This window comes from Kitasatospora sp. NPDC002551 (genome assembly GCF_040296005.1).
Taxonomy (GTDB): domain Bacteria; phylum Actinomycetota; class Actinomycetes; order Streptomycetales; family Streptomycetaceae; genus Kitasatospora.
Map to the genome: position 1 here is coordinate 207684 of NZ_JBEOWI010000006.1, position 24968 is coordinate 232651.

Genomic DNA, 24968 nt, shown 5'->3' on the forward strand with positions numbered 1-24968 from the left:
ATGACTTACTCCATTAAGGGGACAACCATGGAAGCCAGGGCACAGGCGCGGTACATCCGCGTGACGCCCATGAAGGCCCGCCGCGTGGTGGACCTCATCCGCGGCCTGCCGGCCACGGAGGCCCAGGCGGTCCTGCGTTTCGCTCCGCAGGCCGCCACCGTGCCGGTCGGCAAGGTGCTCGACAGCGCCATCGCCAACGCCGCGCACAACTACAACCACTCCAACGTGGACGACCTCTACATCTCCGAGGCGTACGTTGACGAGGGCCCGACCCTGAAGCGGTTCCGTCCGCGTGCCCAGGGCCGTGCCTACCGGATCCGCAAGCGGACCAGCCACATCACCGTGGTCGTCAGCAGCAAGGAAGGGACCCGGTAATGGGCCAGAAGGTTAACCCGCACGGGTTCCGCCTCGGCATCAGCACGGACTTCAAGTCCCGCTGGTACGCCGACAAGCTGTACAAGGACTACGTCAAGGAAGACGTTGCCATTCGTCGCATGATGACGAAGGGCATGGAGCGCGCCGGCATCTCCAAGGTCGAGATCGAGCGCACCCGCGACCGCGTCCGCGTCGACATCCACACCGCTCGCCCCGGCATCGTCATCGGCCGCCGTGGCACCGAGGCCGACCGCATCCGCGGCGACCTCGAGAAGCTGACCGGCAAGCAGGTCCAGCTGAACATCCTCGAGGTCAAGAACCCCGAGCTGGACGCCCAGCTCGTGGCTCAGGGCGTCGCGGAGCAGCTGTCCTCCCGCGTCTCCTTCCGCCGTGCCATGCGCAAGTCGATGCAGGGCACCATGAAGTCCGGCGCCAAGGGCATCAAGGTCCAGTGCTCCGGTCGTCTCGGCGGCGCCGAGATGAGCCGTTCGGAGTTCTACCGCGAGGGCCGTGTGCCGCTGCACACCCTGCGCGCGAACGTCGACTACGGCTTCTTCGAGGCCAAGACCACCTTCGGCCGCATCGGCGTGAAGGTCTGGATCTACAAGGGCGACGTCAAGAACATCGCCGAGGTCCGCGCTGAGAACGCCGCTGCCCGCTCGGGCAACCGCCCGGCCCGTCCCGAGGGTGGTCGTCCCGCCCGCGGTGGCGAGCGCCGTGGTGGCGAGCGCGGTGGCCGTGGCCGTCGTCCCGCCGCCGCCGAGGCCCCCGCGGCCCCGGCCGTCGAGGCTCCGGCTGCCGAGAACACCGGAACGGAGGCCTGACCGCAATGCTGATCCCCCGTCGGGTCAAGCACCGCAAGCAGCACCACCCGAAGCGCCGTGGCGCTGCCAAGGGTGGCACCGAGCTGGCGTTCGGCCAGTTCGGCATCCAGGCCGTGACCCCGGCCTACGTGACGAACCGTCAGATCGAGTCCGCTCGTATCGCGATCACCCGTCACATCCGCCGTGGCGGCAAGGTCTGGATCAACATCTACCCGGACCGTCCGCTGACCAAGAAGCCGGCCGAGACCCGCATGGGTTCCGGTAAGGGTTCGCCGGAGTGGTGGATCGCGAACGTGCACCCGGGTCGGGTCATGTTCGAGCTGTCGTACCCGAACGAGAAGGTCGCTCGTGAGGCGCTCACCCGCGCCGCCCACAAGCTGCCGATGAAGTGCCGGATCGTCCGGCGCGAGGACGGTGAGAGCTGATGTCGGCCGCTACCAAGGCTGCTGACCTCCGCCAGCTGGACAACGAGGGTCTCGTTGCCAAGCTGCGCGAGGCCAAGGAGGAGCTGTTCAACCTCCGCTTCCAGGCGGCGACCGGGCAGCTCGACAACCACGGACGGCTCAAGCTCGTCCGTAAGGACATCGCGCGGATCTACACCCTGATGCGCGAGCGCGAGCTGGGCATCGAGACGGTGGAGAGCGCCTGATGACTGAGAACACCAACGAGACGCGCGGTTTCCGCAAGACCCGTGAGGGTCTCGTCGTCAGCGACAAGATGGACAAGACCGTCGTCGTCGCCGTCGAGGACCGCGTCAAGCACGCTCTGTACGGCAAGGTCATCCGCCGTACGAACAAGCTGAAGGCGCACGACGAGCAGAACGCGTGCGGTGTCGGCGACCGTGTCCTCCTCATGGAGACCCGGCCGCTGTCCGCGACGAAGCGCTGGCGCGTCGTCGAGATCCTCGAGAAGGCCAAGTAACGAAGCCGATGAGGTACGGCCGTATGTGCAGCGGGCCCCGCGCGGGCGCCGGTGTGAGCAGCGGCCGGCCCGTCGACTCTCGTTGACGATCAGGAGAACGTTGTGATCCAGCAGGAGTCGCGACTGCGTGTTGCCGACAACACTGGTGCCAAGGAGATCCTTTGCATCCGTGTTCTCGGTGGCTCCGGTCGCCGCTACGCCGGCATCGGGGACGTCATCGTCGCGACCGTCAAGGACGCGATCCCCGGTGGTTCGGTGAAGAAGGGTGACGTCGTCAAGTGCGTCGTCGTCCGCACCGTGAAGGAGCGCCGTCGTCCGGACGGTTCCTACATCCGGTTCGACGAGAACGCCGCCGTCGTCCTCAAGAACACCGAGGGTGACCCCCGCGGTACCCGCATCTTCGGCCCGGTGGGCCGCGAGCTGCGCGACAAGAAGTTCATGAAGATCATCTCGCTGGCGCCGGAGGTGCTCTAACCCATGGCGAACAGCATGAAGATCAAGAAGGGTGACCTGGTTCAGGTCATCACCGGCAAGGACAAGGGCAAGCAGGGCAAGGTCATCCAGGCCCTGCCGGCCGAGAACAAGGTCCTGGTCGAGGGTGTGAACCGGGTCAAGAAGCACACCAAGCCGGGTCCGGGCACTCAGGGTGGCATCGTCACCGTCGAGGCCCCGGTGCACGTCTCCAACGTCCAGCTGGTCGTGGAGAAGGACGGCAAGAAGGTCGTCACCCGCGTTGGCTACCGCTTCGACGACGAGGGCAACAAGATCCGCGTTGCCAAGCGAACCGGTGAGGACATCTGATGTCTGAGACGTCTGTTGAGAAGGTGGCCCCCCGCCTCAAGGAGAAGTACAACTCCGAGGTCAAGGGCCAGCTGCAGGAGCAGTTCTCGTACGAGAACGTCATGCTGACGCCGGGCCTGGTCAAGGTCGTCGTCAACATGGGTGTCGGCGAGGCCGCCCGTGACAGCAAGCTGATCGAGGGCGCGATCCGCGACCTGACCGCCATCACGGGTCAGAAGCCGGCCGTGACCAAGGCTCGTAAGTCCATCGCGCAGTTCAAGCTGCGCGAGGGCCAGCCGATCGGCACCCACGTCACCCTCCGTGGTGACCGCATGTGGGAGTTCCTGGACCGTCTGGTGTCGCTGGCCCTGCCGCGTATCCGTGACTTCCGTGGCCTCTCCCCGAAGCAGTTCGACGGCCGTGGCAACTACACCTTCGGTCTGACCGAGCAGGTTATGTTCCACGAGATCGACCAGGACAAGGTCGACCGTCAGCGCGGTATGGACATCACCGTCGTGACCACCGCTCAGACCGACGACGAGGGCCGGGCGCTCCTGCGCGCCCTGGGCTTCCCGTTCAAGGAGGCGTGAGCCAATGGCGAAGAAGTCCCTCATCGCGAAGTCCGAGCGCAAGCCGAAGTTCGGCGTCCGGGCCTACACCCGGTGCCAGCGCTGCGGCCGTCCGCACTCGGTGTACCGCAAGTTCGGCCTGTGCCGTGTCTGCCTCCGTGAGATGGCGCACCGCGGCGAGCTGCCGGGCGTGACCAAGAGCTCCTGGTAATCCAGCAGCCCTAGGCACACCAGCGACACAGAGGTGCCCGATCCCACACCGCTCATTTTTGGGCTGCCGTACGGAATCCCGTAAGGTTGTGGGGTCGGGCCCCCTGTCACGGCGTCTCCATGGGCGACCGTGGCCTTCCCCCCGGGGGAGGGCTCGCATCCCAGTCTTACTACGTCGCAGGTCCCCTGCGCTTGTGCCCCTGTCGGACTCCTCGGAGTGCGGCAGGGGGACCTGGTGCGGAGAAACCACGGCGAGAGAGGCCTGAGGCCATCATGACCATGACCGACCCCATCGCAGACATGCTCACGCGTCTGCGTAACGCGAACTCGGCGTACCACGACTCCGTGGCGATGCCGGCCAGCAAGATCAAGGCGCACGTCGCCGAGATCCTGCAGCAGGAGGGTTACATCTCCTCCTACAAGGTTGAGGAGCCCGTTGAGGGCGAGGTCGGCAAGAAGCTGACCATCGAGCTCAAGTTCGGCCCCAACCGTGAGCGCTCCATCGCCGGCATCAAGCGCATCAGCAAGCCGGGTCTGCGCGTTTACGCAAAGTCCACCAACCTGCCGAAGGTGCTCGGCGGCCTGGGCGTGGCGATCATCTCCACGTCCTCGGGTCTCCTCACTGACAAGCAGGCCGCCAAGAAGGGCGTAGGCGGAGAAGTTCTCGCCTACGTCTGGTAATTCGGGAAAGGGAGGTACAGCAATGTCGCGCATTGGACGGCTGCCCATCCAGGTTCCCGCTGGTGTGGACGTCACCATCGATGGCCAGGCGGTCTCGGTGAAGGGCCCGAAGGGCTCGCTCACCCACTTCGTCGCCGAGCCGATCGAGATCGGCAAGGGCGAGGACGGCACCGTTGTCGTCACCCGCCCGAACGACGAGCGTCGCTCGAAGGCCCTGCACGGCCTGACCCGCACGCTGGTGGCGAACATGATCACCGGCGTGACCGCGGGCTACCGCAAGTCGCTGGAGATCAGCGGTGTCGGCTACCGCGTCGCGGCGAAGGGCTCCGACATGGAGTTCTCGCTCGGCTACAGCCACCCCATCCTGGTCACCGCGCCGGAGGGCATCTCCTTCGTCGTCGAGTCCCCCACCAAGTTCCACGTGGACGGCATCGACAAGCAGAAGGTCGGCGAGATCGCCGCGAACATCCGCAAGCTGCGCAAGCCCGACCCGTACAAGGCCAAGGGCGTCAAGTACGCGGGCGAGGTCATCCGCCGCAAGGTCGGAAAGAGTGGTAAGTAAGCGATGAGCGTCTCTGTCAAGATCGGCAAGGGCAACGCCTACAAGAGCGCCGCTCGCAAGCGCCGCGCGATCCGCGTTCGCAAGCGCATCGTCGGCACCGAGGTGCGTCCGCGTCTCGTCGTGACGCGCTCGAACCGCCACATGGTCGCCCAGGTCATCGACGACGCCAAGGGTCACACCCTGGCGTCGGCGTCCACCCTCGACGTGTCCATCAAGGGCACCGAGGGCGACAAGACCGAGCTGGCCAAGAAGGTCGGAAGCCTGGTCGCCGAGCGCGCCAAGGCCGCCGGCATCGAGTCGGTCGTCTTCGACCGCGCGGGCAACCGGTACGCCGGCCGCATCGCCGCCCTGGCGGACGCGGCCCGTGAGGCCGGGCTCGACTTCTAAGCCGCTCGTCGACTCTGTCGGCGGACGTAATCGAGAGAGGTAATTCCAATGGCTGGACCCCAGCGCCGCGGTAGCGGCGCCGGCGGCGGCACCGGTGGCGAGCGGCGCGACCGTAAGCGCGACGACCGGGGCAACGCCCCCGCCGTCGAGAAGACCGCTTACGTCGAGCGCGTCGTCGCGATCAACCGCGTCGCCAAGGTTGTCAAGGGTGGTCGTCGCTTCTCCTTCACCGCGCTGGTCGTGGTGGGCGATGGCGAGGGCACCGTGGGTGTCGGTTACGGGAAGGCGAAGGAGGTTCCGGCCGCCATCGCCAAGGGCGTTGAGGAGGCCAAGAAGAACTTCTTCAAGGTTCCCCGTATCCAGGGCACCATCGCTCACCCCGTCCAGGGTGAGAAGGCCGCCGGCGTCGTGCTGCTGAAGCCCGCCGCCCCCGGTACCGGTGTTATCGCCGGTGGTCCGGTGCGCGCCGTCCTGGAGTGCGCCGGCGTTCACGACATCCTGTCGAAGTCGCTCGGCTCGGACAACGCGATCAACATCGTGCACGCCACCGTTGCCGCGCTCAAGCAGATCCAGCGTCCCGAGGAGGTCGCGGCCCGCCGTGGCCTGCCGCTCGAGGACGTGGCTCCGGCCGGTCTGCTGCGTGCCCGTGCCGCTGCCGGGGTGAGCGCCTGATGGCTCGCCTGAAGATCACGCAGACCAAGTCGTACATCGGCAGCAAGCAGAACCACCGCGACACCCTGCGCTCGCTTGGCCTCAAGCGGATGCACGACGTCGTGGTGAAGGAGGACCGTCCCGAGATCCGCGGGATGGCCCACACGGTCCGTCACCTGGTGACGGTTGAGGAGGTGGACTGATCATGGGCGACAACCCGATCAAGATCCACAACCTGCGTCCCGCCCCGGGTGCCAAGACCGACAAGATCCGTGTGGGTCGTGGTGAGGGCTCCAAGGGTAAGACCGCCGGTCGTGGTACCAAGGGCACCAAGGCCCGCTACCAGGTTCCGCAGCGCTTCGAGGGTGGCCAGATGCCGCTCCACATGCGTCTGCCGAAGCTGAAGGGCTTCAAGAACCCGTTCAAGATCACGTTCCAGGTTGTCAACCTCGACAAGCTGGCCGAGCTCTACCCGCAGGGTGGCGAGGTCACCGTCGAGGACCTGGTCGCCAAGGGCGCGGTTCGCAAGAACTCCCTCGTCAAGGTGCTCGGCACCGGCGAGATCTCGGTTGCCCTGCAGGTGACGGTCGACGCCGTCTCCGGCTCGGCCGCCGAGAAGATCACCGCCGCCGGCGGTACCGTCACCGAGCTCGTCTGAGCCCGCTGACCCGAGCGAGCCCCGCGTCTCCCGTTCCGGGAGGCGCGGGGCTCGCGTCGTTTCCCGGTGTTTCCGTGCGCGGACGGCCGGAATGCGGTGGCGGGGCTCTCGTTCTTTTGTGTGGCAAATCCGGGCATCCCGTACCCCGTGAGTGGGGGAGCGGCCGTACGCGCTTCTTTCGAGTGGCCGTGCACTGTTAGAGTCCGTGGAGTTCCCTTGTAGGCTGCGCGTAGGCTCGCCTGTGCCGTCTGTACGGGAGCCCGAACCGCAAACTCCCCATTCAGGACCGACCCTCCCGCCGACGACGCGCGGGAGGCGCAGGAGGCACCGTGCTCAGTGCGTTCGCGCGGGCGTTCCAGACGCCCGACCTGCGCAAGAAGCTGCTGTTCACGCTGGGCATCATGGTGCTGTTCCGGCTGGGCTCGCACGTTCCCGTACCAGGGGTCGACTTCGAGGCGGTTCACGCCTGCATCAAGGAGACCAAGAACAACGGCCTGTTCGGGCTGGTGAATCTGTTCTCCGGTGGCGCACTGCTCCAGCTGACGATCTTCGCCCTCGGCATCATGCCGTACATCACGGCGAGCATCATCCTCCAGCTCCTCACCGTCGTGATCCCACGACTCGAGGCGCTGAAGAAGGAGGGCCAGGCCGGCCAGGCGAAGATCACCCAGTACACCCGGTACCTGACCATCGCGCTGGCGGTGCTCCAGGGCACCGGCATCGTGGCGACCGCGTCCAGCGGCGCCCTGTTCTCGGGCTGTGTCTACGCGAACCAGATCGTGCCGGACACCGGCGTCTTCCGGATCGCGGTCATGGTCCTGACCATGACCGCCGGCACCACGGTGATCATGTGGCTCGGCGAGCTCATCACCGACCGCGGCATCGGCAACGGCATGTCGCTGCTGATCTTCACGTCGATCGCGGCGCAGTTCCCCACCTCGATGTGGGCGATCAAGCAGTCCGGCACCATCGGCGGCGGCTGGGTCGAGTTCCTCTCGGTCATCGCGATCGGCGTCATCGTTGTGATGCTGGTCATCTTCGTCGAGCAGGCCCAGCGCCGGATCCCGGTCCAGTACGCGAAGCGGATGATCGGGCGCCGGGCGTTCGGCGGGACGTCGACCTACATCCCGCTCAAGGTGAACCAGGCCGGTGTCATCCCGGTCATCTTCGCCTCGTCGCTGCTGTACATCCCGGCTCTCGTGGTCCAGCTGACCAACAGCCAGGCAGGCTGGGCGGTGTGGATCAACCAGCACTTCGTGCGCGGTGACCACCCGATCTACATGGCCACCTACTTCCTGCTGATCGTCTTCTTCGCCTTCTTCTACGTCGCCATCTCCTTCAACCCCGAAGAAGTTGCCGACAACATGAAGAAGTATGGTGGGTTCATCCCGGGTATCCGGGCCGGCCGCCCGACGGCCGAGTACCTGAACTACGTGCTCACCCGAATCACGTGGCCGGGTTCGCTCTACCTGGGCCTGATCGCGTTGATCCCGATGATCGCCCTGGTCGCCTTCGGACAGCAGACCAACTTCCCGTTCGGCGGCACCAGCGTGCTCATCGTCGTCGGCGTCGGACTCGAAACTGTGAAGCAGATCGAGAGCCAGCTCCAGCAGCGCAATTACGAAGGGTTCCTCCGCTGATGCGTATCGTCCTCGTCGGACCCCCCGGGGCCGGGAAGGGTACTCAGGCGCACCTGCTCGCCAAGACCCTGTCCATCCCCCACATCTCCACCGGCGACCTGTTCCGCGCCAACATCGGTCAGGGCACCCCGCTGGGTGTCGAGGCCAAGAGCTACATGGACGCGGGCCGCCTGGTGCCCGACGAGGTCACGATCGGGATGGCCAAGGACCGCATGCTCCAGGAGGACGCCGCCCACGGCTTCCTGCTGGACGGCTTCCCGCGGAACCTGGGCCAGGCCAAGGCACTGGACGAGTTCCTCGCCGAGCAGGGCATCAAGCTCGACGGCGTGCTCGACCTGGAGGTCCCCGAGGACGAGGTCGTGCGCCGGATCGCCGGCCGCCGGCTGTGCCGCAACGACGGCGGCCACGTCTTCCACGTGGACTACAACGCGCCGAAGACCGAGGGCGTCTGCGACGAGTGCGGCGGCGAGCTGTACCAGCGCTCGGACGACACCGAGGAGGCCGTGCGCACCCGGCTGGAGGTCTACCACACGGAGACCGAGCCGATCATCGACTACTACCGCCAGCAGGGCCTGATCGCCACGATCCCGGCCCTCGGCAAGGTCGACGAGGTCACCCGGCGCGCGATCGAGGCGCTGAAGCAGGACAGCTGATTTCTTAGCGACGTCCGTACGGCCGCGCTGCCCGCTCCAGGGCAGCGCGGCCGTACGGCGTCGTACGGTGGAACGAGTGCACGGCCGCCCGGCAAGGACCGGGCGGGTACCCAAGGAAGGCGTGACCAGATGGTGGAGATCAAGACCCCCGAGCAGATCGCGAAGATGCGAGCGGCCGGGCTGGTCGTCGCCGAGGCGCTCAAGGCATGCCGGGAGGCGGTCGCCCCGGGCATCACCACCCAGGAGCTCAACGACATCGCCGACAAGGTCATCACCGGCCACGGCGCCACCTCGAACTTCCGGGCCCACCACGGCGGCCTCTGGTTCCCGGGCGTGATCTGCGCCTCGGTGAACAACGAGGTCGTGCACGGCATCCCCGGCGAGCGGGTGCTGCAGGAGGGCGACCTCATCTCGATCGACTGCGGCGCGATCCTGGACGGCTGGCACGGCGACGCGGCGATCACCGTCGCGGTCGGCGAGGTCGCCCCCGAGGTCGAGATGCTGAGCAAGGTCACCGAGGGCTCCATGTGGGCCGGCATCGCCCAGATGAAGAAGGGCAACCGCCTGGTCGACGTCTCCAAGGCGATCGAGGGCTACATCCGCCGCCAGCCGCTGCCGCCGAAGGGCAAGTGGGGCATCACCGAGGGCTACGGCGGCCACGGCATCGGCACCGCGATGCACATGGAGCCGCACGTGCTGAACTACGTCGAGCGCGGCCGGGGCAAGGGCCCGAAGCTGATCCCCGGCACCGTGCTGGCGATCGAGCCGATGGTCTCGCTCGGCACCCCGCACACCAGCGTGCTGGAGGACGACTGGACCGTCGTCACCAACGACGGCACCTGGGCCTCGCACTGGGAGCACTCGGTGGCCGTCACCGAGCAGGGACCGGTCGTGCTGACCGCCTTCGACGGCGGCAAGGAGATGCTGGCCAGGCTGGGTGTGACGGCCGCGCCGGACCCGCTGGCGTAGTCGCGCGGGACTCGCGCGGGAGCGGCTCGACGTGATCAACTGCCGCTGCTGACAAGGGATCAGGGCCCTGGGAGTTTGGACTTCCAGGGCTTTTGTCCTATTTTTATGCGCCGGCAGTGGCTACGAGCGAGCAGGAGAGAGCAGTGCTCAAGGGATTCCGCGACTTCATGATGCGCGGCAACGTCGTCGACATGGCGGTCGGTGTGGTGATCGGCGCCGCGTTCACCGCGGTGGTCACCGGCTTCGTCTCCGCCTTCCTCACCCCGCTGGTGGGCGTGGTGGTCGGCGCCGCGGGCGACTTCGGCTCCTACAAGGCGACCATCGCCGGCGTGACCTTCCCGTACGGGCAGTTCCTCAACGTGCTGATCGCGTTCCTCATGACCGCGGCCGTGCTGTACTTCTGCGTCGTCCTGCCGGTGACCAAGGCCACCGCCCGCTACATGCCGAAGAAGCCGAAGACCCCGAAGCGCCCGTGCCCCGAGTGCCTGACCGAGATCCCCGAGGCCGCCCGCCGCTGCTCGGCCTGCACCGCCCACGTGGAGCCGCTGACCGTTCCGGTCGCCCGCTGATCGGGTACCCCCGTTTTGGAGCAGCCCGGGCGCTGGCGTAGGATGGACCGTCGGCTCACTCGTAGCGTGCTCCAGCACGCCCTCTTCCCCCTCGCCGGGGTCGGGGTGGACCCAGGTTCGCACGAGCGTTCCGCATACGGTAGCCGGTCCCGGAAGGTGGATCTCGCAGTTCATGGCTAAGAAGCAAGGCGCCATTGAGATCGAGGGCACCGTGATCGAGTCTCTTCCGAACGCGATGTTCAAGGTCGAGCTGCAGAACGGTCACAAGGTCCTCGCGCACATCAGTGGCAAGATGCGCATGCACTACATCCGCATCCTGCCGGACGACCGGGTCGTGGTGGAGCTCAGCCCCTACGACCTCACGCGCGGCCGGATCGTCTACCGCTACAAGTAAGAACGTCAGATCTAGACCCGGAGAACCTGAAGCATGAAGGTCAAGCCGAGCGTCAAGAAGATCTGCGACAAGTGCAAGGTGATCCGCCGTCACGGCCGGGTCATGGTGATCTGCGACAACCTGCGCCACAAGCAGCGCCAGGGCTGATCGTCCCCCAGCATTTCTCGTAGTACTTCGCGCGACGCGAAAACGTCATAAGCGGGCCACCCGATCCGTCCCCCGGACGGACTGCCGCCCCCGGTCAGAGGCCGGGGCTCCCTCACCGTGAGGTGTCGGAGTAGGTGGCACGCCAGACCTCTGAAGAACCACAGGAGCCTTGAATGGCACGCCTCGCCGGCGTTGATCTCCCCCGTGAGAAGCGGATCGAGATCGCCCTCACCTACGTGTACGGCATCGGCCGTACCCGCGCCCAGCAGACCCTCGCCGAGACCGGCGTCAACCCGGATGTCCGCGTTCGCGACATCGCCGAGGAAGACCTGGTCAAGCTGAGCCAGTACATCGACGCCAACTTCACGGTCGAGGGTGACCTCCGCCGCGAGGTGGCCGCCGACATCCGCCGCAAGGTCGAGATCGGCTGCTACGAGGGTCTGCGTCACCGCCGCGGCCTGCCGGTCCGCGGTCAGCGCACCCACACCAACGCGCGTACCCGCAAGGGCCCGCGTCGCGCGATCGCCGGTAAGAAGAAGCCGGGCAAGAAGTAGTCCGTCCCGTAACCGGACATCCCTCCGGCCCGCGGGTCAGCGGACCGACCACCTCAGTAGGAGAACAGACTTATGCCCCCCAAGGGTCGTCAGGCTGCCGGCGCGAAGAAGATCCGCCGCAAGGAAAAGAAGAACGTCGCTCACGGCCACGCGCACATCAAGAGCACGTTCAACAACACCATCGTTTCGATCACCGACCCCGCGGGCAACGTGATCTCCTGGGCCTCCGCCGGCCACGTCGGCTTCAAGGGCTCGCGCAAGTCCACCCCGTTCGCCGCGCAGATGGCCGCCGAGGCCGCTGCCCGTCGCGCGCAGGAGCACGGCATGCGCAAGGTCGACGTCTTCGTGAAGGGTCCGGGCTCCGGCCGCGAGACCGCGATCCGCTCGCTCCAGGCCACCGGCCTCGAGGTCGGCTCGATCCAGGACGTCACCCCCACCCCGCACAACGGCTGCCGTCCGCCGAAGCGCCGCCGCGTCTGACGCAGCGCCTTCGGGCACGCTGGGTTCTGCTTTAAACCTCGTACGGGGTCCCGTTTCGTGCGGGACCCCGTACGCTGGTTCTGTTCGGCATCAAATAGTGGGTGCCGAAGATCACTGGAGGATCTGAAAACATGCTGATCGCTCAGCGTCCCTCGCTGACCGAAGAGGTCGTCGACGAGTTCCGCTCGCGGTTCGTGATCGAGCCGCTGGAGCCGGGCTTCGGCTACACCCTCGGCAACTCTCTGCGTCGCACGCTCCTGTCGTCGATCCCGGGTGCCGCTGTCACCAGCATCCGCATCGACGGTGTCCTGCACGAGTTCACCACCGTGCCGGGCGTCAAGGAGGACGTCACCGACCTCATCCTCAACATCAAGCAGCTGGTCGTCTCCTCGGAGCACGACGAGCCGGTCGTGATGTACCTGCGCAAGCAGGGCCCGGGTGTGGTCACCGCCGCCGACATCGCGCCGCCGGCCGGTGTCGAGGTGCACAACCCCGAGCTGGTCCTCGCCACCCTGAACGGCAAGGGCAAGCTGGAGATGGAGCTGACCGTCGAGCGCGGTCGCGGCTACGTCTCCGCCGTGCAGAACAAGGCCTCCGGCCAGGAGATCGGCCGCATCCCGGTCGACTCGATCTACAGCCCCGTGCTGAAGGTCACCTACAAGGTCGAGGCCACCCGTGTCGAGCAGCGGACCGACTTCGACAAGCTGATCGTCGACGTCGAGACCAAGCCCGCCATGCGTCCGCGCGACGCCATGGCCTCGGCCGGCAAGACCCTGGTGGAGCTGTTCGGCCTCGCCCGCGAGCTGAACATCGACGCCGAGGGCATCGACATGGGCCCGTCCCCGACGGACGCCGCCCTGGCCGCCGACCTGGCGCTGCCGATCGAGGAGCTGGAGCTCACCGTCCGCTCCTACAACTGCCTCAAGCGCGAGGGCATCCACACCGTGGGTGAGCTCGTCGCCCGCTCCGAGGCCGACCTGCTCGACATCCGCAACTTCGGCGCGAAGTCGATCGACGAGGTCAAGGCGAAGCTGGCCGGCATGGGCCTGGCCCTCAAGGACAGCCCGCCCGGGTTCGACCCGACCGCCGCCGCCGACGCCTTCGGCGCCGACGACCTGGACGACGCGGGTTACGCGGAGACCGAGCAGTACTGAAAGACTTGACCGCGGGGGCGGTTCCCCGGAACCGCCCCCGTCGTCGTGAAAGCCGTGCGGGCACCGTGCCCGTACGCCCGCTGCGGTACCTGGTACGGCCGCAGTCGGAGATTCGAGGAGTAATTCCATGCCGCGTCCCACCAAGGGTGCCCGCCTCGGCGGCGGCCCGTCCCACGAGCCCCTGCTGCTCGCCGGTCTGGCCCGTGAGCTGTTCCAGTACGGCCGCATCACCACCACCGAGGCCAAGGCCCGCCGCCTGCGCCCGCTGGCGGAGAAGCTGATCACCAAGGCGAAGAAGGGCGACATCCACAACCGTCGCCTGGTGCGCAAGACCATCACCGACATCTCGGTGCTGCACACCCTCTTCACCGAGATCGCGCCGCGCTACGAGAACCGCCCGGGTGGCTACACCCGCATCACCAAGATCGGTCCCCGTCGTGGCGACAACGCCCCGATGGCCGTGATCGAGCTGGTCGAGGCGCTGACCGTCGCGCAGACCGCCGTCGGCGAGGCCGAGGCCGCCACCAAGCGTGCCGTCAAGGAGGCCGACGCCAAGGTCGAGGCCACCGAGACCAAGGCCGACGAGGCCGAGGCCGCCGAGCAGGCCTGACACCGTTAGGTGTGCCGCGGGTCCGCTCTCCCAGCGATGGGGGAGCGGGCCCGTTCCTCGTTTCCGGAGAACTGGGAGTAACAGCAGTGGTCAACGATTGCGCCGAGCGGCCGCCGGTCAAGGACGGCCCGGCCGACGGGTACGTCCGGATCCGGCTCGACCTCGCGTACCACGGCGCCGACTTCTCCGGCTGGGCCCGGCAGAAGGGCGGCCGCCGGACGGTCCAGGAGGAGATCGAGACCGCTCTGCAGGTCGTCACCCGCAGCTCCGAGCCGTTCCCGCTCACCGTGGCCGGCCGCACCGACGCCGGCGTGCACGCCCGCGGCCAGGTCGCCCACGTCGACCTGCCCGCCGAGCTGTGGGCCCAGCACGGCGAGAAGCTGCTGCGCCGGCTCGCCGGGCGGCTGCCCGGCGACGTCCGGATCTACCGGGCGGCCGAGGCCCCGGCCGGCTTCGACGCCCGCTTCTCGGCGGTCTGGCGCCGGTACGCCTACCGGGTCGCCGACCACCCCGGTGGCGTCGACCCGCTGCTGCGCGGCCACGTGCTCTGGCACGACCGGCCGCTGGACCTGGACCGGATGAACGCCGCCGCGAAGCTGCTGCTCGGCGAGCACGACTTCGCCGCTTACTGCAAGAAGCGCGAGGGCGCGACCACCATCCGCACCCTGCTGGAGCTGCACTGGGACCGCGTCCCGGTCGACGTCTACGCCGCCCAGGAGGGCTCGCTCGCGGTCGCCACCGTCCGGGCCGACGCCTTCTGCCACAACATGGTGCGGGCGCTGGTCGGCGCGATGCTGCTGGTCGGCGACGGCCACCGGCCGGTGGAGTTCCCCGGCGAGGTGCTGGCCGGCGGCGTGCGCAACTCCGCCGTCAACGTGATCCGGCCCTACGGGCTGACGCTGGAGGAGGTCGGCTACCCGGCGGACGACCAGCTCGCCGAGCGCAGCCGGGCCGCCCGCCGGATGCGCACCCTGCCGGGCGCCGCCGCCCCCGGGGCGGGCCCGCGGCCGGCGGACGGTTAATCGGTTTTGGTCCGGGGCGGTCGCTTGGGACAATCGCCCCCATGGGACACGTCGAGATTTCGCACCTGGAGTACTACCTGCCGGACGGGCGGGTGCTGTTCGACGACGCGTCCTTCCGGGTGGGGGAGGGCGCGGCGGTCGCGCTGGTCGGCGCCAACGGCGCGGGCAAGACCACCCTGCTGCGCATGATCGCGGGCGACCTCCAGCCGCACGGCGGCTCGGTGACGATCAGCGGCGGGCTCGGCGTGATGCGCCAGTTCGTCGGGACCACCGGCCGCGAGGAGCAGCGCCGGGCCGACGACGAGGGCGGCCCCGGCGCGCTGCCCGCCGACGCCTCGGTGCGCGACCTGCTGGTCTCCGTCGCCCCCGAGCGGATCGCCAAGGCGGCCCGCGCGGTCGACGCCGCCGAGCTGGCGATGATCGCCCAGGACGACGAGAAGACGCAGATGGCCTACGCCCAGGCGCTCTCCGACTGGGCCGACGTCGGCGGCTACGACTACGAGACCGACTGGGACGTCTGCACCATGGCGGCCCTCGGGGTGCCCTTCGACAAGGCCCAGTGGCGCGGTCTGAACACGCTCTCCGGCGGTGAGCAGAAGCGGCTGGTGCTGGAGGCGCTGCTGCGCGGCCCCGAGGAGGTGCTGCTGCTCGACGAGCCGGACAACTACCTGGACGTCCCGGGCAAGCGCTGGCTGGAGGAGGCCATCAAGGCCACCCCGAAGACCGTGCTGTTCATCTCGCACGACCGCGAGCTGCTCTCCCGCACCGCCGAGAAGATCATCAGCGTCGAGTCCGGCGCGGCCGGCTCCAGCGTCTGGGTGCACGGCGGCGGCTTCGACTCCTTCCACGAGGCCCGCAAGGCCCGCTTCGAGCGCTTCGAGGAGCTGCGCCGGCGCTGGGACGAGGAGCACGCCAAGCTCAAGAAGCTGGTCGTCACCCTGCGCCAGGCCGCCTCGATCAGCCACGACATGGCCTCCCGGTACGCGGCCGCGCAGACCAGGCTCAAGAAGTTCGAGGACGCCGGCCCGCCGGAGGCGCCGCCGCGCGAGCAGAGCATCACCATGCGGCTCAAGGGCGGGCGCACCGGCGTGCGCGCCTTCACCATGGAGCGGCTGGAGCTCACCGGCCTGATGCAGCCCTTCGACCTGGAGGTCTTCTACGGCGAGCGGATCGGTGTGCTCGGCGCCAACGGCGCCGGCAAGTCGCACCTGCTGCGGCTGCTGGCCGGGGACGAGACGGTCGCCCACACCGGAAGCTGGAAGCTCGGCGCCCGCGTGGTGCCCGGCCACTTCCGGCAGACCCACGCCCACCCCGAGCTGCTCGGCCGTACGGTGCGCTCGATCATCGAGGAGGAGCACGCGCTCAGCCGCGGCGCCGCGATGGGCGCGCTGCGCCGCTACGAGCTGGACCGCCAGGAGGAGCAGAAGTTCGAGTCGCTGTCCGGTGGCCAGCAGGCCCGGCTGATGATCCTCAAGCTGGAGCTGTCCGGCGTCACCGCGCTGCTGCTCGACGAGCCGACGGACAACCTGGACCTGGAGAGCGCCGAGGCGTTGCAGGCCGGTCTGGAGGCCTTCGACGGCACGGTGATGTGCGTCACCCACGACCGCTGGTTCGCCAAGACCTTCGACCGGTTCCTGGTGTTCGGCGCCGACGGCCGGGTCTACGAGTCGGCCGAGCCGGTCTGGGACGTCACCCGGGTCGAGCGGGATCGCCGATGAATTTTGACCCGCCCGTCGCCTCCCGGTAGCCTGGGCGCTTGATGTGCGTATTGGCTCGCTCTATCTCACGTGAGAGGTCGGTACGCCGGAGACATCGGGTCGACGACCAGCGGCTCCCCCTTGAATTGCGTCCAAGGCGGCCAGGCTGATCCCTCCTCCAGGTGCTCCTGTCAGGACTCACTCACTGAAAAGCGAAGGCTACGACCGTGCGTACGTACAGCCCCAAGCCCGGCGACGTCCAGCGTCAGTGGCACGTCATCGACGCGACCGACGTCGTGCTCGGCCGCCTGGCCTCCCAGGCCGCCAACCTCCTCCGGGGCAAGCACAAGGCGATCTACGCGCCGCACGTTGACACCGGTGACTTCGTCATCATCATCAACGCGGACAAGGTGCACCTGTCGGGTAACAAGAAGACCCAGAAGCTGGCGTACCGCCACAGCGGCTTCCCGGGCGGTCTCCGCTCGGTCCGCTACGACGACCTCCTGGCCAACAACCCGGAGAAGGCCGTCGAGAAGGCCATCAAGGGCATGATCCCCAAGAACAGCCTGGGCCGCCAGATGCTCTCCAAGCTGAAGGTCTACTCGGGCGACCAGCACCCGCACGCTGCCCAGCAGCCGGTGCCGTTCGAGATCACCCAGGTCGCGCAGTAATTCCGGCCACCTAGCCCCCCAACACTGAAAAGAGCTGAGGAACACCGTGGCCGAGACCACCGAAACCCTTGAGGTCGACTTCGACGAGACTGTCGTCGAGGGCGAGTACACCTCCGAGGAGAGCTACACCTCCGAGTCCCTGGCCGGCCGCTTCGGCGAGGCCGTCCCCGGCGCCGGCCTCGGCCGTCGCAAGGAGGCGATCGCCCGCGTGCGCATCGTCCCGGGCACCGGGCAGTGGAAGATCAACGGTCGCACCCTGGAGAACTACTTCCCCAACAAGGTGCACCAGCAGACCGTCAACGAGCCCTTCAAGCTCCTGGAGCTGGACGGCCGTTACGACGTCGTCGCCCGCATCACCGGCGGCGGCGTGTCCGGCCAGGCCTACGCGCTGCGCCTCGGCGTGGCCCGTGCCCTGAACGAGGCCGACGTGGACAACAACCGCGGCGCCCTCAAGAAGGCCGGCTTCCTGACCCGTGACGCCCGCGCCGTCGAGCGCAAGAAGGCCGGTCTGAAGAAGGCCCGCAAGGCGCCGCAGTACAGCAAGCGCTAATTGCGCCCCCGGGGGTGCGTACCGCCCTGGTGGTGCACGCCCCCGGATGCGCTCTACACGCCCCGGAGTACCCCGTGTACTCCGGGGCGTCGTGTTCCCCGGCCATTGTGCGGAGCCCGGGGATTCGATCGGATTCACTGCAAGGCATTGCGGCGATGGAGGACGGGACAGTGGGACGACTCTTCGGTACGGACGGCGTGCGCGGTGTGGCCAACGAGGGACTGACGGCGGAGCTGGCGCTCGGCCTGTCGGTCGCGGCGGCGCATGTGCTCGGTGAGGCGGGGGCCTTCGACGGCCACCGGCCGGTCGCGGTGGTCGGCCGCGATCCGCGCGCCTCGGGCGAGTTCCTGGAGGCCGCGGTCATCGCCGGCCTGGCCAGCGCGGGTGTCGACGTCCTGCGGGTCGGTGTGCTGCCCACCCCTGCGGTGGCCTATCTCACCGGCGTGCTCGGCGCCGACTTCGGCGTGATGCTCTCCGCCAGCCACAACGCGATGCCGGACAACGGCATCAAGTTCCTCGCCCGCGGCGGCCACAAGCTGGACGACCGCATCGAGGACGCCATCGAGGCCCACTACCACAAGCACGCGGCGGGCGGCGAGGAGTGGAACCGCCCGACCGGCGCCGCCGTCGGCCGGGTCCGCGAGTACACCGAGGGCTTCGACAAGTACGTCGCCCACCTCATCGGCGTGCTGCCCAACCGCCTGGACGGCATCCGGGTCGTCATCGACGGCGCGCACGGCGCGGCCGCGTACGTCGCCCCCGAGGCCTTCGCCCGGGCCGGCGCCGAGGTCGTGCACACCCTGGGCGCCGAGCCCACCGGCCTCAACATCAACGACGGCGTCGGCTCCACCCACCTGGACCGGCTGCGCACCGCCATGCGCGAGCACGCGGCCGACCTCGGCATCGCGCTGGACGGCGACGCCGACCGCTGCCTGGCCGCCGACGCGGACGGCAACGAGGTGGACGGAGACCAGATCATCGCGATCCTGGCCGTCGCCATGAAGGAGGCCGGCACGCTGCGCCGCAACACCGCGGTCGCCACCGTGATGTCCAACCTGGGCTTCAAGCTGGCCATGGAGCGCGAGGGCGTCGAGCTCGTCGAGACCGCCGTCGGCGACCGGTACGTGCTGGAGGCGATGAAGGAGCAGGGCTTCGCGCTGGGCGGCGAGCAGTCCGGCCACGTCATCCTGCTGGACCACGCGACCACCGGCGACGGCACGCTGACCGGCCTGATGCTGGGCGCCCGGCTGGCGGCGACCAAGCAGCCGCTGGCGGACCTGGCCGCCGTGATGACCCGGCTGCCGCAGGTGCTGATCAACGTCAAGGGCGTCGACAAGGGCCGGGTGAACACCAGCGTGGAGCTGTCCGCCGCGGTCGCCGCGGCCGAGGCCGAGCTGGGCGCCACCGGGCGGGTGCTGCTGCGGCCGTCGGGCACCGAGCCGCTGGTGCGGGTGATGGTCGAGGCGGCCGACGAGGTGCAGGCGCGGTCCGTCGCCGAGAAGCTGGCCGAGGCGGTCCGCACCCACCTGGGCTGACCGGGCGCACGCACACCGGAAGGCCCCCGCCGCGGACGTCCGCGGCGGGGGCCTTCCGGCCGTTCCCTCAGAGCTTGCGCAGCAGCGCCCGGCGGACCTTGTGGTCCGGGCCCTTCTGCAGGATCAGGGTGGCCCGGCCGCGGGTCGGCAGCACGTTCTCCAGCAGGTTGGGCCGGTTGATGGTGCGCCAGACCTGGCGGCCGTACTCCATCGCCTCCTCCTCCGGCACCTCGGTGAAGCGGCGGAAGTAGGAGTTCGGGTCCTGGAAGGCGGTCTCGCGCAGCTTGCGGAACCGGTCCAGGTACCAGCTCTCGATGTCGTCGGTGCGGGCGTCGACGTAGATGGAGAAGTCGAAGTAGTCGGCCACCGCCAGGCGGGTGCGGCCGTCGGTGCCGGGCAGGGCCGGCTGGAGCACGTTCAGGCCCTCGACGATCAGGATGTCCGGGCGCTCCACGGTGAGCCGCTGCTCCGGCACGATGTCGTACACCAGGTGCGAGTAGACCGGCGCGGTGACCCGCTCCTTGCCGGCCTTCACGTCCGCGACGAAGCGTGTCAGCGCCCGGCGGTCGTAGGACTCGGGGAAGCCCTTGCGGGCCATCAGGCCGCGCCGGCGCAGCTCGGCGTTGGGCAGCAGGAAGCCGTCGGTGGTGACCAGCTCGACCCGGGGGTGCTCGGGCCAGCGGGCCAGCAGCGCCTGGAGCAGGCGGGCGGTGGTGGACTTGCCGACCGCGACCGAGCCGGCCACGCCGATGATGAACGGGGTGCGGGTGCGCTCGGTGTCCGGGGTGTCCAGGAAGGTGCCCAGCGTGCCGCGCAACTCGTGCGTGGCGTGGATGTAGAGGTTCAGCAGCCGGGACAGCGGCAGGTAGACGTCCCGGACCTCGTCGAGGTCCAGGGCGGTGCCGAGGCCGCGCAGGCGTTCCACCTCCTCGGCGGTCAGCGGCAGCGGCGTACGCTCGCGCAGCGCGCTCCACTCGGCCCGGCTGAGGTCCACGTAGGGGGACGGCGAGGGGCCGGGTGTGGTGTCGCCCCGCGTACAGAGTTCGGTCAGCACATGCTCCATTGTGGGCCGTAGCGCCGTTCGGGGTGGTTGTGGTGTCGGTCACGGCCTGCGGGCGAACCGTGCGAATGGGGCGTTCGGAGCGCCCTTATGCTGGCACGCATGTGCGGAATTGTTGGATACGTGGGCTCCCAGCCCGCCCTTGACGTTGTAATCGCAGGCCTGCAGCGACTGGAGTACCGGGGTTACGACTCGGCCGGTGTCGCGGTGCAGGTGCAGGGCTCCGACGGGCAGTGGAGCCTCGCCACCGACAAGCGGGCCGGAAAGCTCGCGAATCTGGAGAAGTCGCTCGCCGAGGCCCCTCTTCCCGGCGGCACCACCGGCATCGGCCACACCCGCTGGGCCACCCACGGCGGTCCGACGGACGCCAACGCCCACCCCCATCTGGACGACGCCGCCCGGGTGGCGGTCGTCCACAACGGCATCATCGAGAACTTCGCCCAGCTCCGGGCCGAGCTGGCCGAACGCGGCCACACGCTGCGCTCGGAGACCGACACCGAGGTCGTCGCGCACCTGCTCGGCGAGGAGTACCGGGGCGACCTGGCCGAGGCCATGCGGGTGGTCTGCCGCCGGCTGGAGGGCGCCTTCACCCTGGTCGCGGTGCACGCCGACGCTCCGGACGTGGTGGTCGGCGCCCGCCGCAACTCGCCGCTGGTGGTCGGGCGCGGCGAGGGCGAGAACTTCCTCGCCTCCGACGTCGCCGCGTTCATCGCGCACACCCGCGAGGCGATCGAGCTGGGCCAGGACCAGGTCGTCGAGCTGCGCCGGGACGGCGTGACGGTGACGAACTTCGACGGCACCCCCGCCGACGTGCGCGAGTACCACGTCGACTGGGACGCCTCGGCCGCCGAGAAGGGCGGCTACGACTACTTCATGCTCAAGGAGATCGCCGAGCAGCCGAAGGCCGTCGCCGACACCCTGCTCGGCCGGATCGGCACCGACGGCCGGCTGACCCTGGACGAGCTGCGGATGTCGGACGCCGACCTGCGCTCGGTGGACAAGGTCGTCATCGTCGCCTGCGGCACCGCCTTCCACGCGGGCATGATCGCCAAGTACGCGATCGAGCACTGGACCCGGATCCCCTGCGAGGTGGAGGTCGCCTCCGAGTTCCGCTACCGCGACCCGATCATGGGTCCGGGCACGCTGGTCATCGCCATCTCGCAGTCCGGCGAGACCATGGACACCCTGATGGCGCTGCGGCACGCGCGCGAGCAGGGTGCCAAGGTGCTGGCGATCTGCAACACCAACGGCTCGACCATCCCGCGCGAGTCGGACGCGGTGCTGTACACCCACGCCGGCCCGGAGGTGGCCGTCGCCTCCACCAAGGCGTTCCTGACCCAGCTGGTCGCCTGCTACCTGGTGGCGCTGTACCTGGGCCAGGTGCGCGGCACCAAGTGGGGCGACGAGATCTTCGCCGTCATCAAGGAGCTCGGCGACGCGCCGAAGCAGGTCGAGCAGGTGCTGGAGACCATGGAGCCGGTGCGCGAGCTGGCCCGCTCCCTGGCGGACGCGCGCTCGGTGCTGTTCCTGGGCCGGCACGTCGGCTTCCCGGTGGCGCTGGAGGGCGCGCTCAAGCTCAAGGAGCTCGCCTACATGCACGCCGAGGGCTTCGCGGCCGGCGAGCTGAAGCACGGGCCGATCGCGCTGATCGAGGAGGGGCTGCCGGTGGTGGTCGTCGTGCCGTCGCCGCGCGGGCGGTCGATCCTGCACGACAAGATCGTCTCCAACATCCAGGAGATCCGGGCCCGTGGTGCGCGGACCATCGTGATCGCGGAGGAGGGCGACGAGGCGGTCGTCCCCTACGCCGACCACCTGATCCGGATCCCGGTCACGCCGACCCTGCTGCAGCCGCTGGTCTCCACCGTGCCGCTGCAGGTCTTCGCCTGCGAGCTGGCCACGGCCAAGGGCCACGAGGTCGACCAGCCGCGCAACCTGGCGAAGTCGGTCACCGTCGAGTAGTCCGGCCGGGTGCCCCTGCGGTGGCTGCGTCCTACCGCAGGGGCGCCGTGTCGAGCGCGAACGAGAACGGCGCGGGCGGTTTGATCCGCCTGCCGGACTCGGTCTCGTGGATGGTGGTGTCATCGCCGTCCTCGGGGTCCGTGAACAGCGTCATCTTGCCTTCACCGCGGTCGAGGAGGAGAGAGCACGGGACGCCCGCGGCGGCATGGCCCAGGCGATTGGGCTCTCGGTCCTTGACGGGGTTGGTCGATGTGACCGCGAGGACGAGTGCGACCCCCACGGTGGACGACCACGACTCCTGGGCGCGGAAGTGACCGACGGGAGCGACCGTGGCATCGGGGATGAACCGGCCCTTCGGAGTGATCAGCCCCTTGCCGCCGCTGACGTACAGCTCCTCGGCCGCCTCCCGCGCGACGGCTCGGGCGAACCGGGCGATCGCATCCTCGTGGTCACCGTCCGGCGGTGGCGTCACGGCGATCTCCCCTTCGAGCAGCTCGGCCTTGAAGCCCGGAGGCGTGTCCAGCTCCAGGAACGCCCGGAGGACGTCGTCCCCGCCCAGCGGGTGCTCGACCGCCGGCATGGCGACCATGGCCCTTCCCCCTCCTGTGGGTCCGTGCCGAGCCACACGGCAGGCACCCGGACCGACACCGGCGGGGATCGAAGTGGTTGTCACTCGAAAGTGTGCCGCAGGCCCGGCTGCCGTGCGGCGGCGGCGCGGGCTAGCGTCGGCGGTAGCCGACCGCTGAAGGAGTCTCCGTATGCGTCACGCCCATCGCGTCGAAGTCGTCCGTGCCGCCGAGGCCGCGCTGATGGCGCGGCTCCCCGAGGGGACGCTGATGCAGCGCGCCGCCGTCGGGCTCGCCGCGACCTGCGCGCGGCTGCTGACCCGCCGCCGCGGGCGGGTGTACGGCAGCCGGGTGGTGGTGCTGGCGGGCAGCGGGGACAACGGGGGCGACGCGCTGTACGCCGGTGCGGCGCTGGCGCGGCGCGGGGCGCGGGTGTCGGCGGTGCTGCTCGCCCCGGAGCGGGCGCACACCGCGGGGCTCGCGGCGCTGCGGGCGGCCGGCGGGCGGGTGGTACCGGAGCAGGAAGTCGGCCTGGCCGACTTCTCGCGCGCGGACCTGGTGCTGGACGGCATCGTCGGCATCGGCGGGAAGGGCGGGCTGCGGGCGGAGGCCCGGCCGTACGCGCGCGCCGGGCGGGCGGGGGTGGTGGTGGCCGTCGACGTGCCGAGCGGGGTGGACGCCGACACCGGTGAGGTCGCGGGGGTGGCGCTGCGGGCGGACGTCACGGTCTGCTTCGGCACGTACAAGCCCGGGCTGCTGATCGACCCGGGCGCCTCGTACGCCGGGGCGGTGCAGCTGGTGGGGATCGGGCTGGAGCTGCCGCCGGCCGAGGTCGCGGCGCCGCAGCACGCGGACGTGGCCGCCCTGCTGCCGGTGCCGGGGGCGGAGAGCGACAAGTACCGGCGCGGGGTGGTCGGGGTGGCGGCCGGATCGGCGCGGTACCCGGGGGCCGCGCTGCTGGCGGTCGCGGGCGCGCTGCGCGGCGGCGCGGGCGCGGTGCGGTACGTGGGGACGGCGGCCGAGGAGGTGGTGCGGCGGTTCCCGGAGGCGCTGGTCACCGAGGGCGGGCCGGCCGGTGCGGGGCGGGTGCAGGCCTGGGTGGTCGGGCCGGGCGAGGGCGAGGGGGCCGAGCGGGCGCTCGCGGAGGCGCTGGCCGCGGACGTGCCGGTGCTGGTCGACGCGGACGGGCTGACCGAGCTGGCCCGGCTCGGGCCGGGCGCGCTGGCCGGGCGGACGGCGCCGACGCTGCTGACCCCGCACACCGGCGAGGCGGCCCGGCTGCTCGCCGGGGCGCAGGGCGCCGGGGGCCGTGCGGGCGACGGGGGCGGCCGGCCGCCGGCCGCCGACGAGCTGGCGGCCGCCCGGCTGGCCACGGCGCGGCGGCTCGCGGCGGCGTACCGGGCGACGGTGCTGCTGAAGGGTTCGACCACGGTGGTCGCCGATCCGGGCGGCGCCGTGCGGGTGAACCCGACCGGTACCTCCTGGCTGGCGACGGCCGGCAGCGGCGACGTGCTGGCCGGTCTGGCCGGCTCGCTGCTCGCCGCGGGCCTCGCCCCGCTGGACGCCGCCTCGGTGGCCGCCTACCTGCACGGCCTCGCCGCCCGCCGCGCCGCCGCCACCCCCGGCGCCCCCGTCACCGCCCTGGACGTGGCCGCCGCCCTCTCCGGCGCCTGGAACGACGTCCGCTCGGCAGCCGCCGAGCCGGCCACGAAACCGGCCGCGTAGGAATATGCAGACCGGTCTGCTTACTCGCCGGAGCAGGAAGTCGGCCCGGCCGACTTCCCACTCCACGCCCGGGCTGCGCCCGGGGCGAATCGGTAGACCGGTCTGCATACTCCCGGGCGCGCCGCCCGGTGGCGGCGCGCCCGGCGCAGCTCTGTGGAGTGGGAAGTCGGACCCGCCGACTTTCCACTCCCGCTGGGCCGGGTGCCCGGGGCGGGTGCCGGGGTCGGAGGGCGGACAGGGCGGCGCGGGGCGCGGGGCGGCGGGCGGTACGTGGTGGCAGGCTCTGTGGAGTGGGAAGTCGGCCCGGCCGCCGCGTGCCCGCCCTCCACGCTGAACAGCGTGTGGTGGACGAGTGCCTCGGCCTCCTCCCGGCTGCGCCCGAGCACCTCCCGCAT

General features: G+C 69.7%; 34 protein-coding genes. 32 read left to right on the top strand and 2 right to left on the bottom strand.

Annotated elements, in window-relative coordinates; translation table 11 throughout:
* Nucleotides 1-27 precede the first annotated feature (27 nt).
* The 30 genes from rplV (at nt 28) to glmM (ending at nt 19263) form a co-directional block, all read left to right on the top strand.
* On the top strand, nt 28-375 hold the full coding sequence (rplV, locus tag ABT093_RS08855) for a 50S ribosomal protein L22 (protein ID WP_095874452.1): 348 nt from the start codon (nt 28-30) through the stop codon (nt 373-375).
* Nucleotides 375-1199, top strand: coding sequence for a 30S ribosomal protein S3 (gene rpsC / locus ABT093_RS08860; RefSeq protein ID WP_097237487.1), 825 nt, complete (start codon nt 375-377; stop codon nt 1197-1199). Before rplV ends, rpsC begins: the two co-directional genes overlap by 1 nt.
* Nucleotides 1200-1204: 5 nt before the next feature.
* Nucleotides 1205-1624, top strand: coding sequence for a 50S ribosomal protein L16 (gene rplP, locus ABT093_RS08865; RefSeq protein ID WP_030232476.1), 420 nt, complete (start codon nt 1205-1207; stop codon nt 1622-1624).
* Nucleotides 1624-1848 (top strand): 50S ribosomal protein L29, encoded by a 225-nt coding sequence (gene rpmC / locus ABT093_RS08870; RefSeq protein WP_350561919.1) that lies wholly within the window; start codon nt 1624-1626, stop codon nt 1846-1848. The genes rplP and rpmC overlap by 1 nt, the downstream gene beginning before the upstream one ends.
* Nucleotides 1848-2120, top strand: a complete 273-nt coding sequence (gene rpsQ / locus ABT093_RS08875) for a 30S ribosomal protein S17 (protein ID WP_014136278.1) — start codon at nt 1848-1850, stop codon at nt 2118-2120. The genes rpmC and rpsQ overlap by 1 nt, the downstream gene beginning before the upstream one ends.
* A 102-nt stretch (nt 2121-2222) precedes the next feature.
* A complete protein-coding gene (gene rplN, locus ABT093_RS08880) occupies nt 2223-2594 on the top strand; it encodes a 50S ribosomal protein L14 (protein WP_030232481.1) in 372 nt (123 codons plus the stop codon).
* Nucleotides 2595-2609: 15 nt separating this feature from the next.
* A complete protein-coding gene (rplX, locus tag ABT093_RS08885) occupies nt 2610-2921 on the top strand; it encodes a 50S ribosomal protein L24 (protein WP_100892787.1) in 312 nt (103 codons plus the stop codon).
* Nucleotides 2921-3490 (top strand): 50S ribosomal protein L5, encoded by a 570-nt coding sequence (gene rplE, locus ABT093_RS08890; RefSeq protein ID WP_350561921.1) that lies wholly within the window; start codon nt 2921-2923, stop codon nt 3488-3490. Before rplX ends, rplE begins: the two co-directional genes overlap by 1 nt.
* 4 nt (nt 3491-3494) lie before the next feature.
* A complete protein-coding gene (locus ABT093_RS08895; RefSeq protein WP_030055830.1) occupies nt 3495-3680 on the top strand; it encodes a type Z 30S ribosomal protein S14 in 186 nt (61 codons plus the stop codon).
* Nucleotides 3681-3952: 272 nt separating this feature from the next.
* Nucleotides 3953-4360 carry a 30S ribosomal protein S8 gene (rpsH, locus tag ABT093_RS08900; protein WP_030055831.1) on the top strand — a complete coding sequence of 136 codons (408 nt, stop codon included), beginning with the start codon at nt 3953-3955 and terminating at the stop codon, nt 4358-4360.
* Nucleotides 4361-4382: 22 nt separating this feature from the next.
* Nucleotides 4383-4922 (top strand): 50S ribosomal protein L6, encoded by a 540-nt coding sequence (gene rplF, locus ABT093_RS08905; RefSeq protein ID WP_350561923.1) that lies wholly within the window; start codon nt 4383-4385, stop codon nt 4920-4922.
* 3 nt (nt 4923-4925) lie between these two features.
* Entirely contained in the window at nt 4926-5309 is a 384-nt protein-coding gene (rplR, locus tag ABT093_RS08910) for a 50S ribosomal protein L18 (protein ID WP_350561925.1), read from the top strand.
* 48 nt (nt 5310-5357) lie between these two features.
* Nucleotides 5358-5981, top strand: a complete 624-nt coding sequence (gene rpsE, locus ABT093_RS08915; RefSeq protein ID WP_350542294.1) for a 30S ribosomal protein S5 — start codon at nt 5358-5360, stop codon at nt 5979-5981.
* Entirely contained in the window at nt 5981-6163 is a 183-nt protein-coding gene (gene rpmD, locus ABT093_RS08920; RefSeq protein ID WP_030055835.1) for a 50S ribosomal protein L30, read from the top strand. Before rpsE ends, rpmD begins: the two co-directional genes overlap by 1 nt.
* Before the next feature lie 2 nt (nt 6164-6165).
* On the top strand, nt 6166-6618 hold the full coding sequence (rplO, locus tag ABT093_RS08925; protein WP_255752515.1) for a 50S ribosomal protein L15: 453 nt from the start codon (nt 6166-6168) through the stop codon (nt 6616-6618).
* Nucleotides 6619-6947: 329 nt separating this feature from the next.
* The gene (gene secY, locus ABT093_RS08930; protein ID WP_350561927.1) at nt 6948-8258 is read left to right on the top strand and encodes a preprotein translocase subunit SecY; all 1311 of its coding nucleotides are present in this window, start codon (nt 6948-6950) and stop codon (nt 8256-8258) included.
* Complete coding sequence (locus ABT093_RS08935; RefSeq protein ID WP_350561929.1) at nt 8258-8911, top strand: adenylate kinase; 654 nt, start codon at nt 8258-8260, stop codon at nt 8909-8911. Before secY ends, ABT093_RS08935 begins: the two co-directional genes overlap by 1 nt.
* 129 nt (nt 8912-9040) lie before the next feature.
* Nucleotides 9041-9880: a type I methionyl aminopeptidase gene (gene map, locus ABT093_RS08940; RefSeq protein ID WP_350561931.1), complete on the top strand. Its 840-nt coding sequence runs from the start codon at nt 9041-9043 to the stop codon at nt 9878-9880.
* A 143-nt stretch (nt 9881-10023) separates the two neighbouring features.
* Nucleotides 10024-10449, top strand: coding sequence for a large conductance mechanosensitive channel protein MscL (gene mscL / locus ABT093_RS08945; protein WP_350561933.1), 426 nt, complete (start codon nt 10024-10026; stop codon nt 10447-10449).
* 172 nt (nt 10450-10621) lie between these two features.
* Complete coding sequence (gene infA / locus ABT093_RS08950) at nt 10622-10843, top strand: translation initiation factor IF-1 (RefSeq protein ID WP_003956442.1); 222 nt, start codon at nt 10622-10624, stop codon at nt 10841-10843.
* A 33-nt stretch (nt 10844-10876) separates the two neighbouring features.
* Nucleotides 10877-10990 (top strand): 50S ribosomal protein L36, encoded by a 114-nt coding sequence (gene rpmJ, locus ABT093_RS08955; RefSeq protein WP_003956441.1) that lies wholly within the window; start codon nt 10877-10879, stop codon nt 10988-10990.
* 173 nt (nt 10991-11163) lie between these two features.
* Nucleotides 11164-11544, top strand: a complete 381-nt coding sequence (gene rpsM, locus ABT093_RS08960) for a 30S ribosomal protein S13 (RefSeq protein WP_344338008.1) — start codon at nt 11164-11166, stop codon at nt 11542-11544.
* Between the two features lie 72 nt (nt 11545-11616).
* Nucleotides 11617-12024, top strand: coding sequence for a 30S ribosomal protein S11 (gene rpsK / locus ABT093_RS08965; RefSeq protein WP_030232513.1), 408 nt, complete (start codon nt 11617-11619; stop codon nt 12022-12024).
* A gap of 131 nt (nt 12025-12155) precedes the next feature.
* Nucleotides 12156-13178, top strand: a complete 1023-nt coding sequence (locus ABT093_RS08970; protein WP_030055844.1) for a DNA-directed RNA polymerase subunit alpha — start codon at nt 12156-12158, stop codon at nt 13176-13178.
* A 127-nt stretch (nt 13179-13305) separates the two neighbouring features.
* Entirely contained in the window at nt 13306-13788 is a 483-nt protein-coding gene (rplQ, locus tag ABT093_RS08975) for a 50S ribosomal protein L17 (protein ID WP_350561935.1), read from the top strand.
* 86 nt (nt 13789-13874) lie between these two features.
* Entirely contained in the window at nt 13875-14810 is a 936-nt protein-coding gene (truA, locus tag ABT093_RS08980) for a tRNA pseudouridine(38-40) synthase TruA (RefSeq protein ID WP_350561937.1), read from the top strand.
* Between the two features lie 41 nt (nt 14811-14851).
* Nucleotides 14852-16528: an ABC-F family ATP-binding cassette domain-containing protein gene (locus tag ABT093_RS08985; RefSeq protein WP_350561939.1), complete on the top strand. Its 1677-nt coding sequence runs from the start codon at nt 14852-14854 to the stop codon at nt 16526-16528.
* Nucleotides 16529-16734: 206 nt separating this feature from the next.
* Entirely contained in the window at nt 16735-17178 is a 444-nt protein-coding gene (rplM, locus tag ABT093_RS08990; protein WP_030055846.1) for a 50S ribosomal protein L13, read from the top strand.
* Nucleotides 17179-17224: 46 nt separating this feature from the next.
* Complete coding sequence (rpsI, locus tag ABT093_RS08995) at nt 17225-17728, top strand: 30S ribosomal protein S9 (RefSeq protein WP_030300426.1); 504 nt, start codon at nt 17225-17227, stop codon at nt 17726-17728.
* Nucleotides 17729-17898: 170 nt separating this feature from the next.
* Nucleotides 17899-19263 carry a phosphoglucosamine mutase gene (gene glmM, locus ABT093_RS09000; protein WP_350561941.1) on the top strand — a complete coding sequence of 455 codons (1365 nt, stop codon included), beginning with the start codon at nt 17899-17901 and terminating at the stop codon, nt 19261-19263.
* Nucleotides 19264-19330: 67 nt separating this feature from the next.
* On the opposite strand, the gene coaA is transcribed toward glmM, so the two are convergent.
* On the bottom strand, nt 19331-20326 hold the full coding sequence (gene coaA / locus ABT093_RS09005; protein WP_350561943.1) for a type I pantothenate kinase: 996 nt from the start codon (nt 20324-20326) through the stop codon (nt 19331-19333).
* Nucleotides 20327-20425: 99 nt separating this feature from the next.
* Here coaA and glmS point away from each other — a divergent pair, with 99 nt between their 5' ends.
* Nucleotides 20426-22282 carry a glutamine--fructose-6-phosphate transaminase (isomerizing) gene (glmS, locus tag ABT093_RS09010; RefSeq protein WP_350561945.1) on the top strand — a complete coding sequence of 619 codons (1857 nt, stop codon included), beginning with the start codon at nt 20426-20428 and terminating at the stop codon, nt 22280-22282.
* 31 nt (nt 22283-22313) lie between these two features.
* On the opposite strand, the gene ABT093_RS09015 is transcribed toward glmS, so the two are convergent.
* Nucleotides 22314-22871 (bottom strand): Uma2 family endonuclease, encoded by a 558-nt coding sequence (locus ABT093_RS09015; protein ID WP_350561947.1) that lies wholly within the window; start codon nt 22869-22871, stop codon nt 22314-22316.
* A 169-nt stretch (nt 22872-23040) separates the two neighbouring features.
* On the opposite strand from ABT093_RS09015, the gene ABT093_RS09020 reads away from it, so the two are divergent.
* Entirely contained in the window at nt 23041-24573 is a 1533-nt protein-coding gene (locus ABT093_RS09020; protein ID WP_350561949.1) for an NAD(P)H-hydrate dehydratase, read from the top strand.
* Nucleotides 24574-24968: the final 395 nt, after the last annotated feature.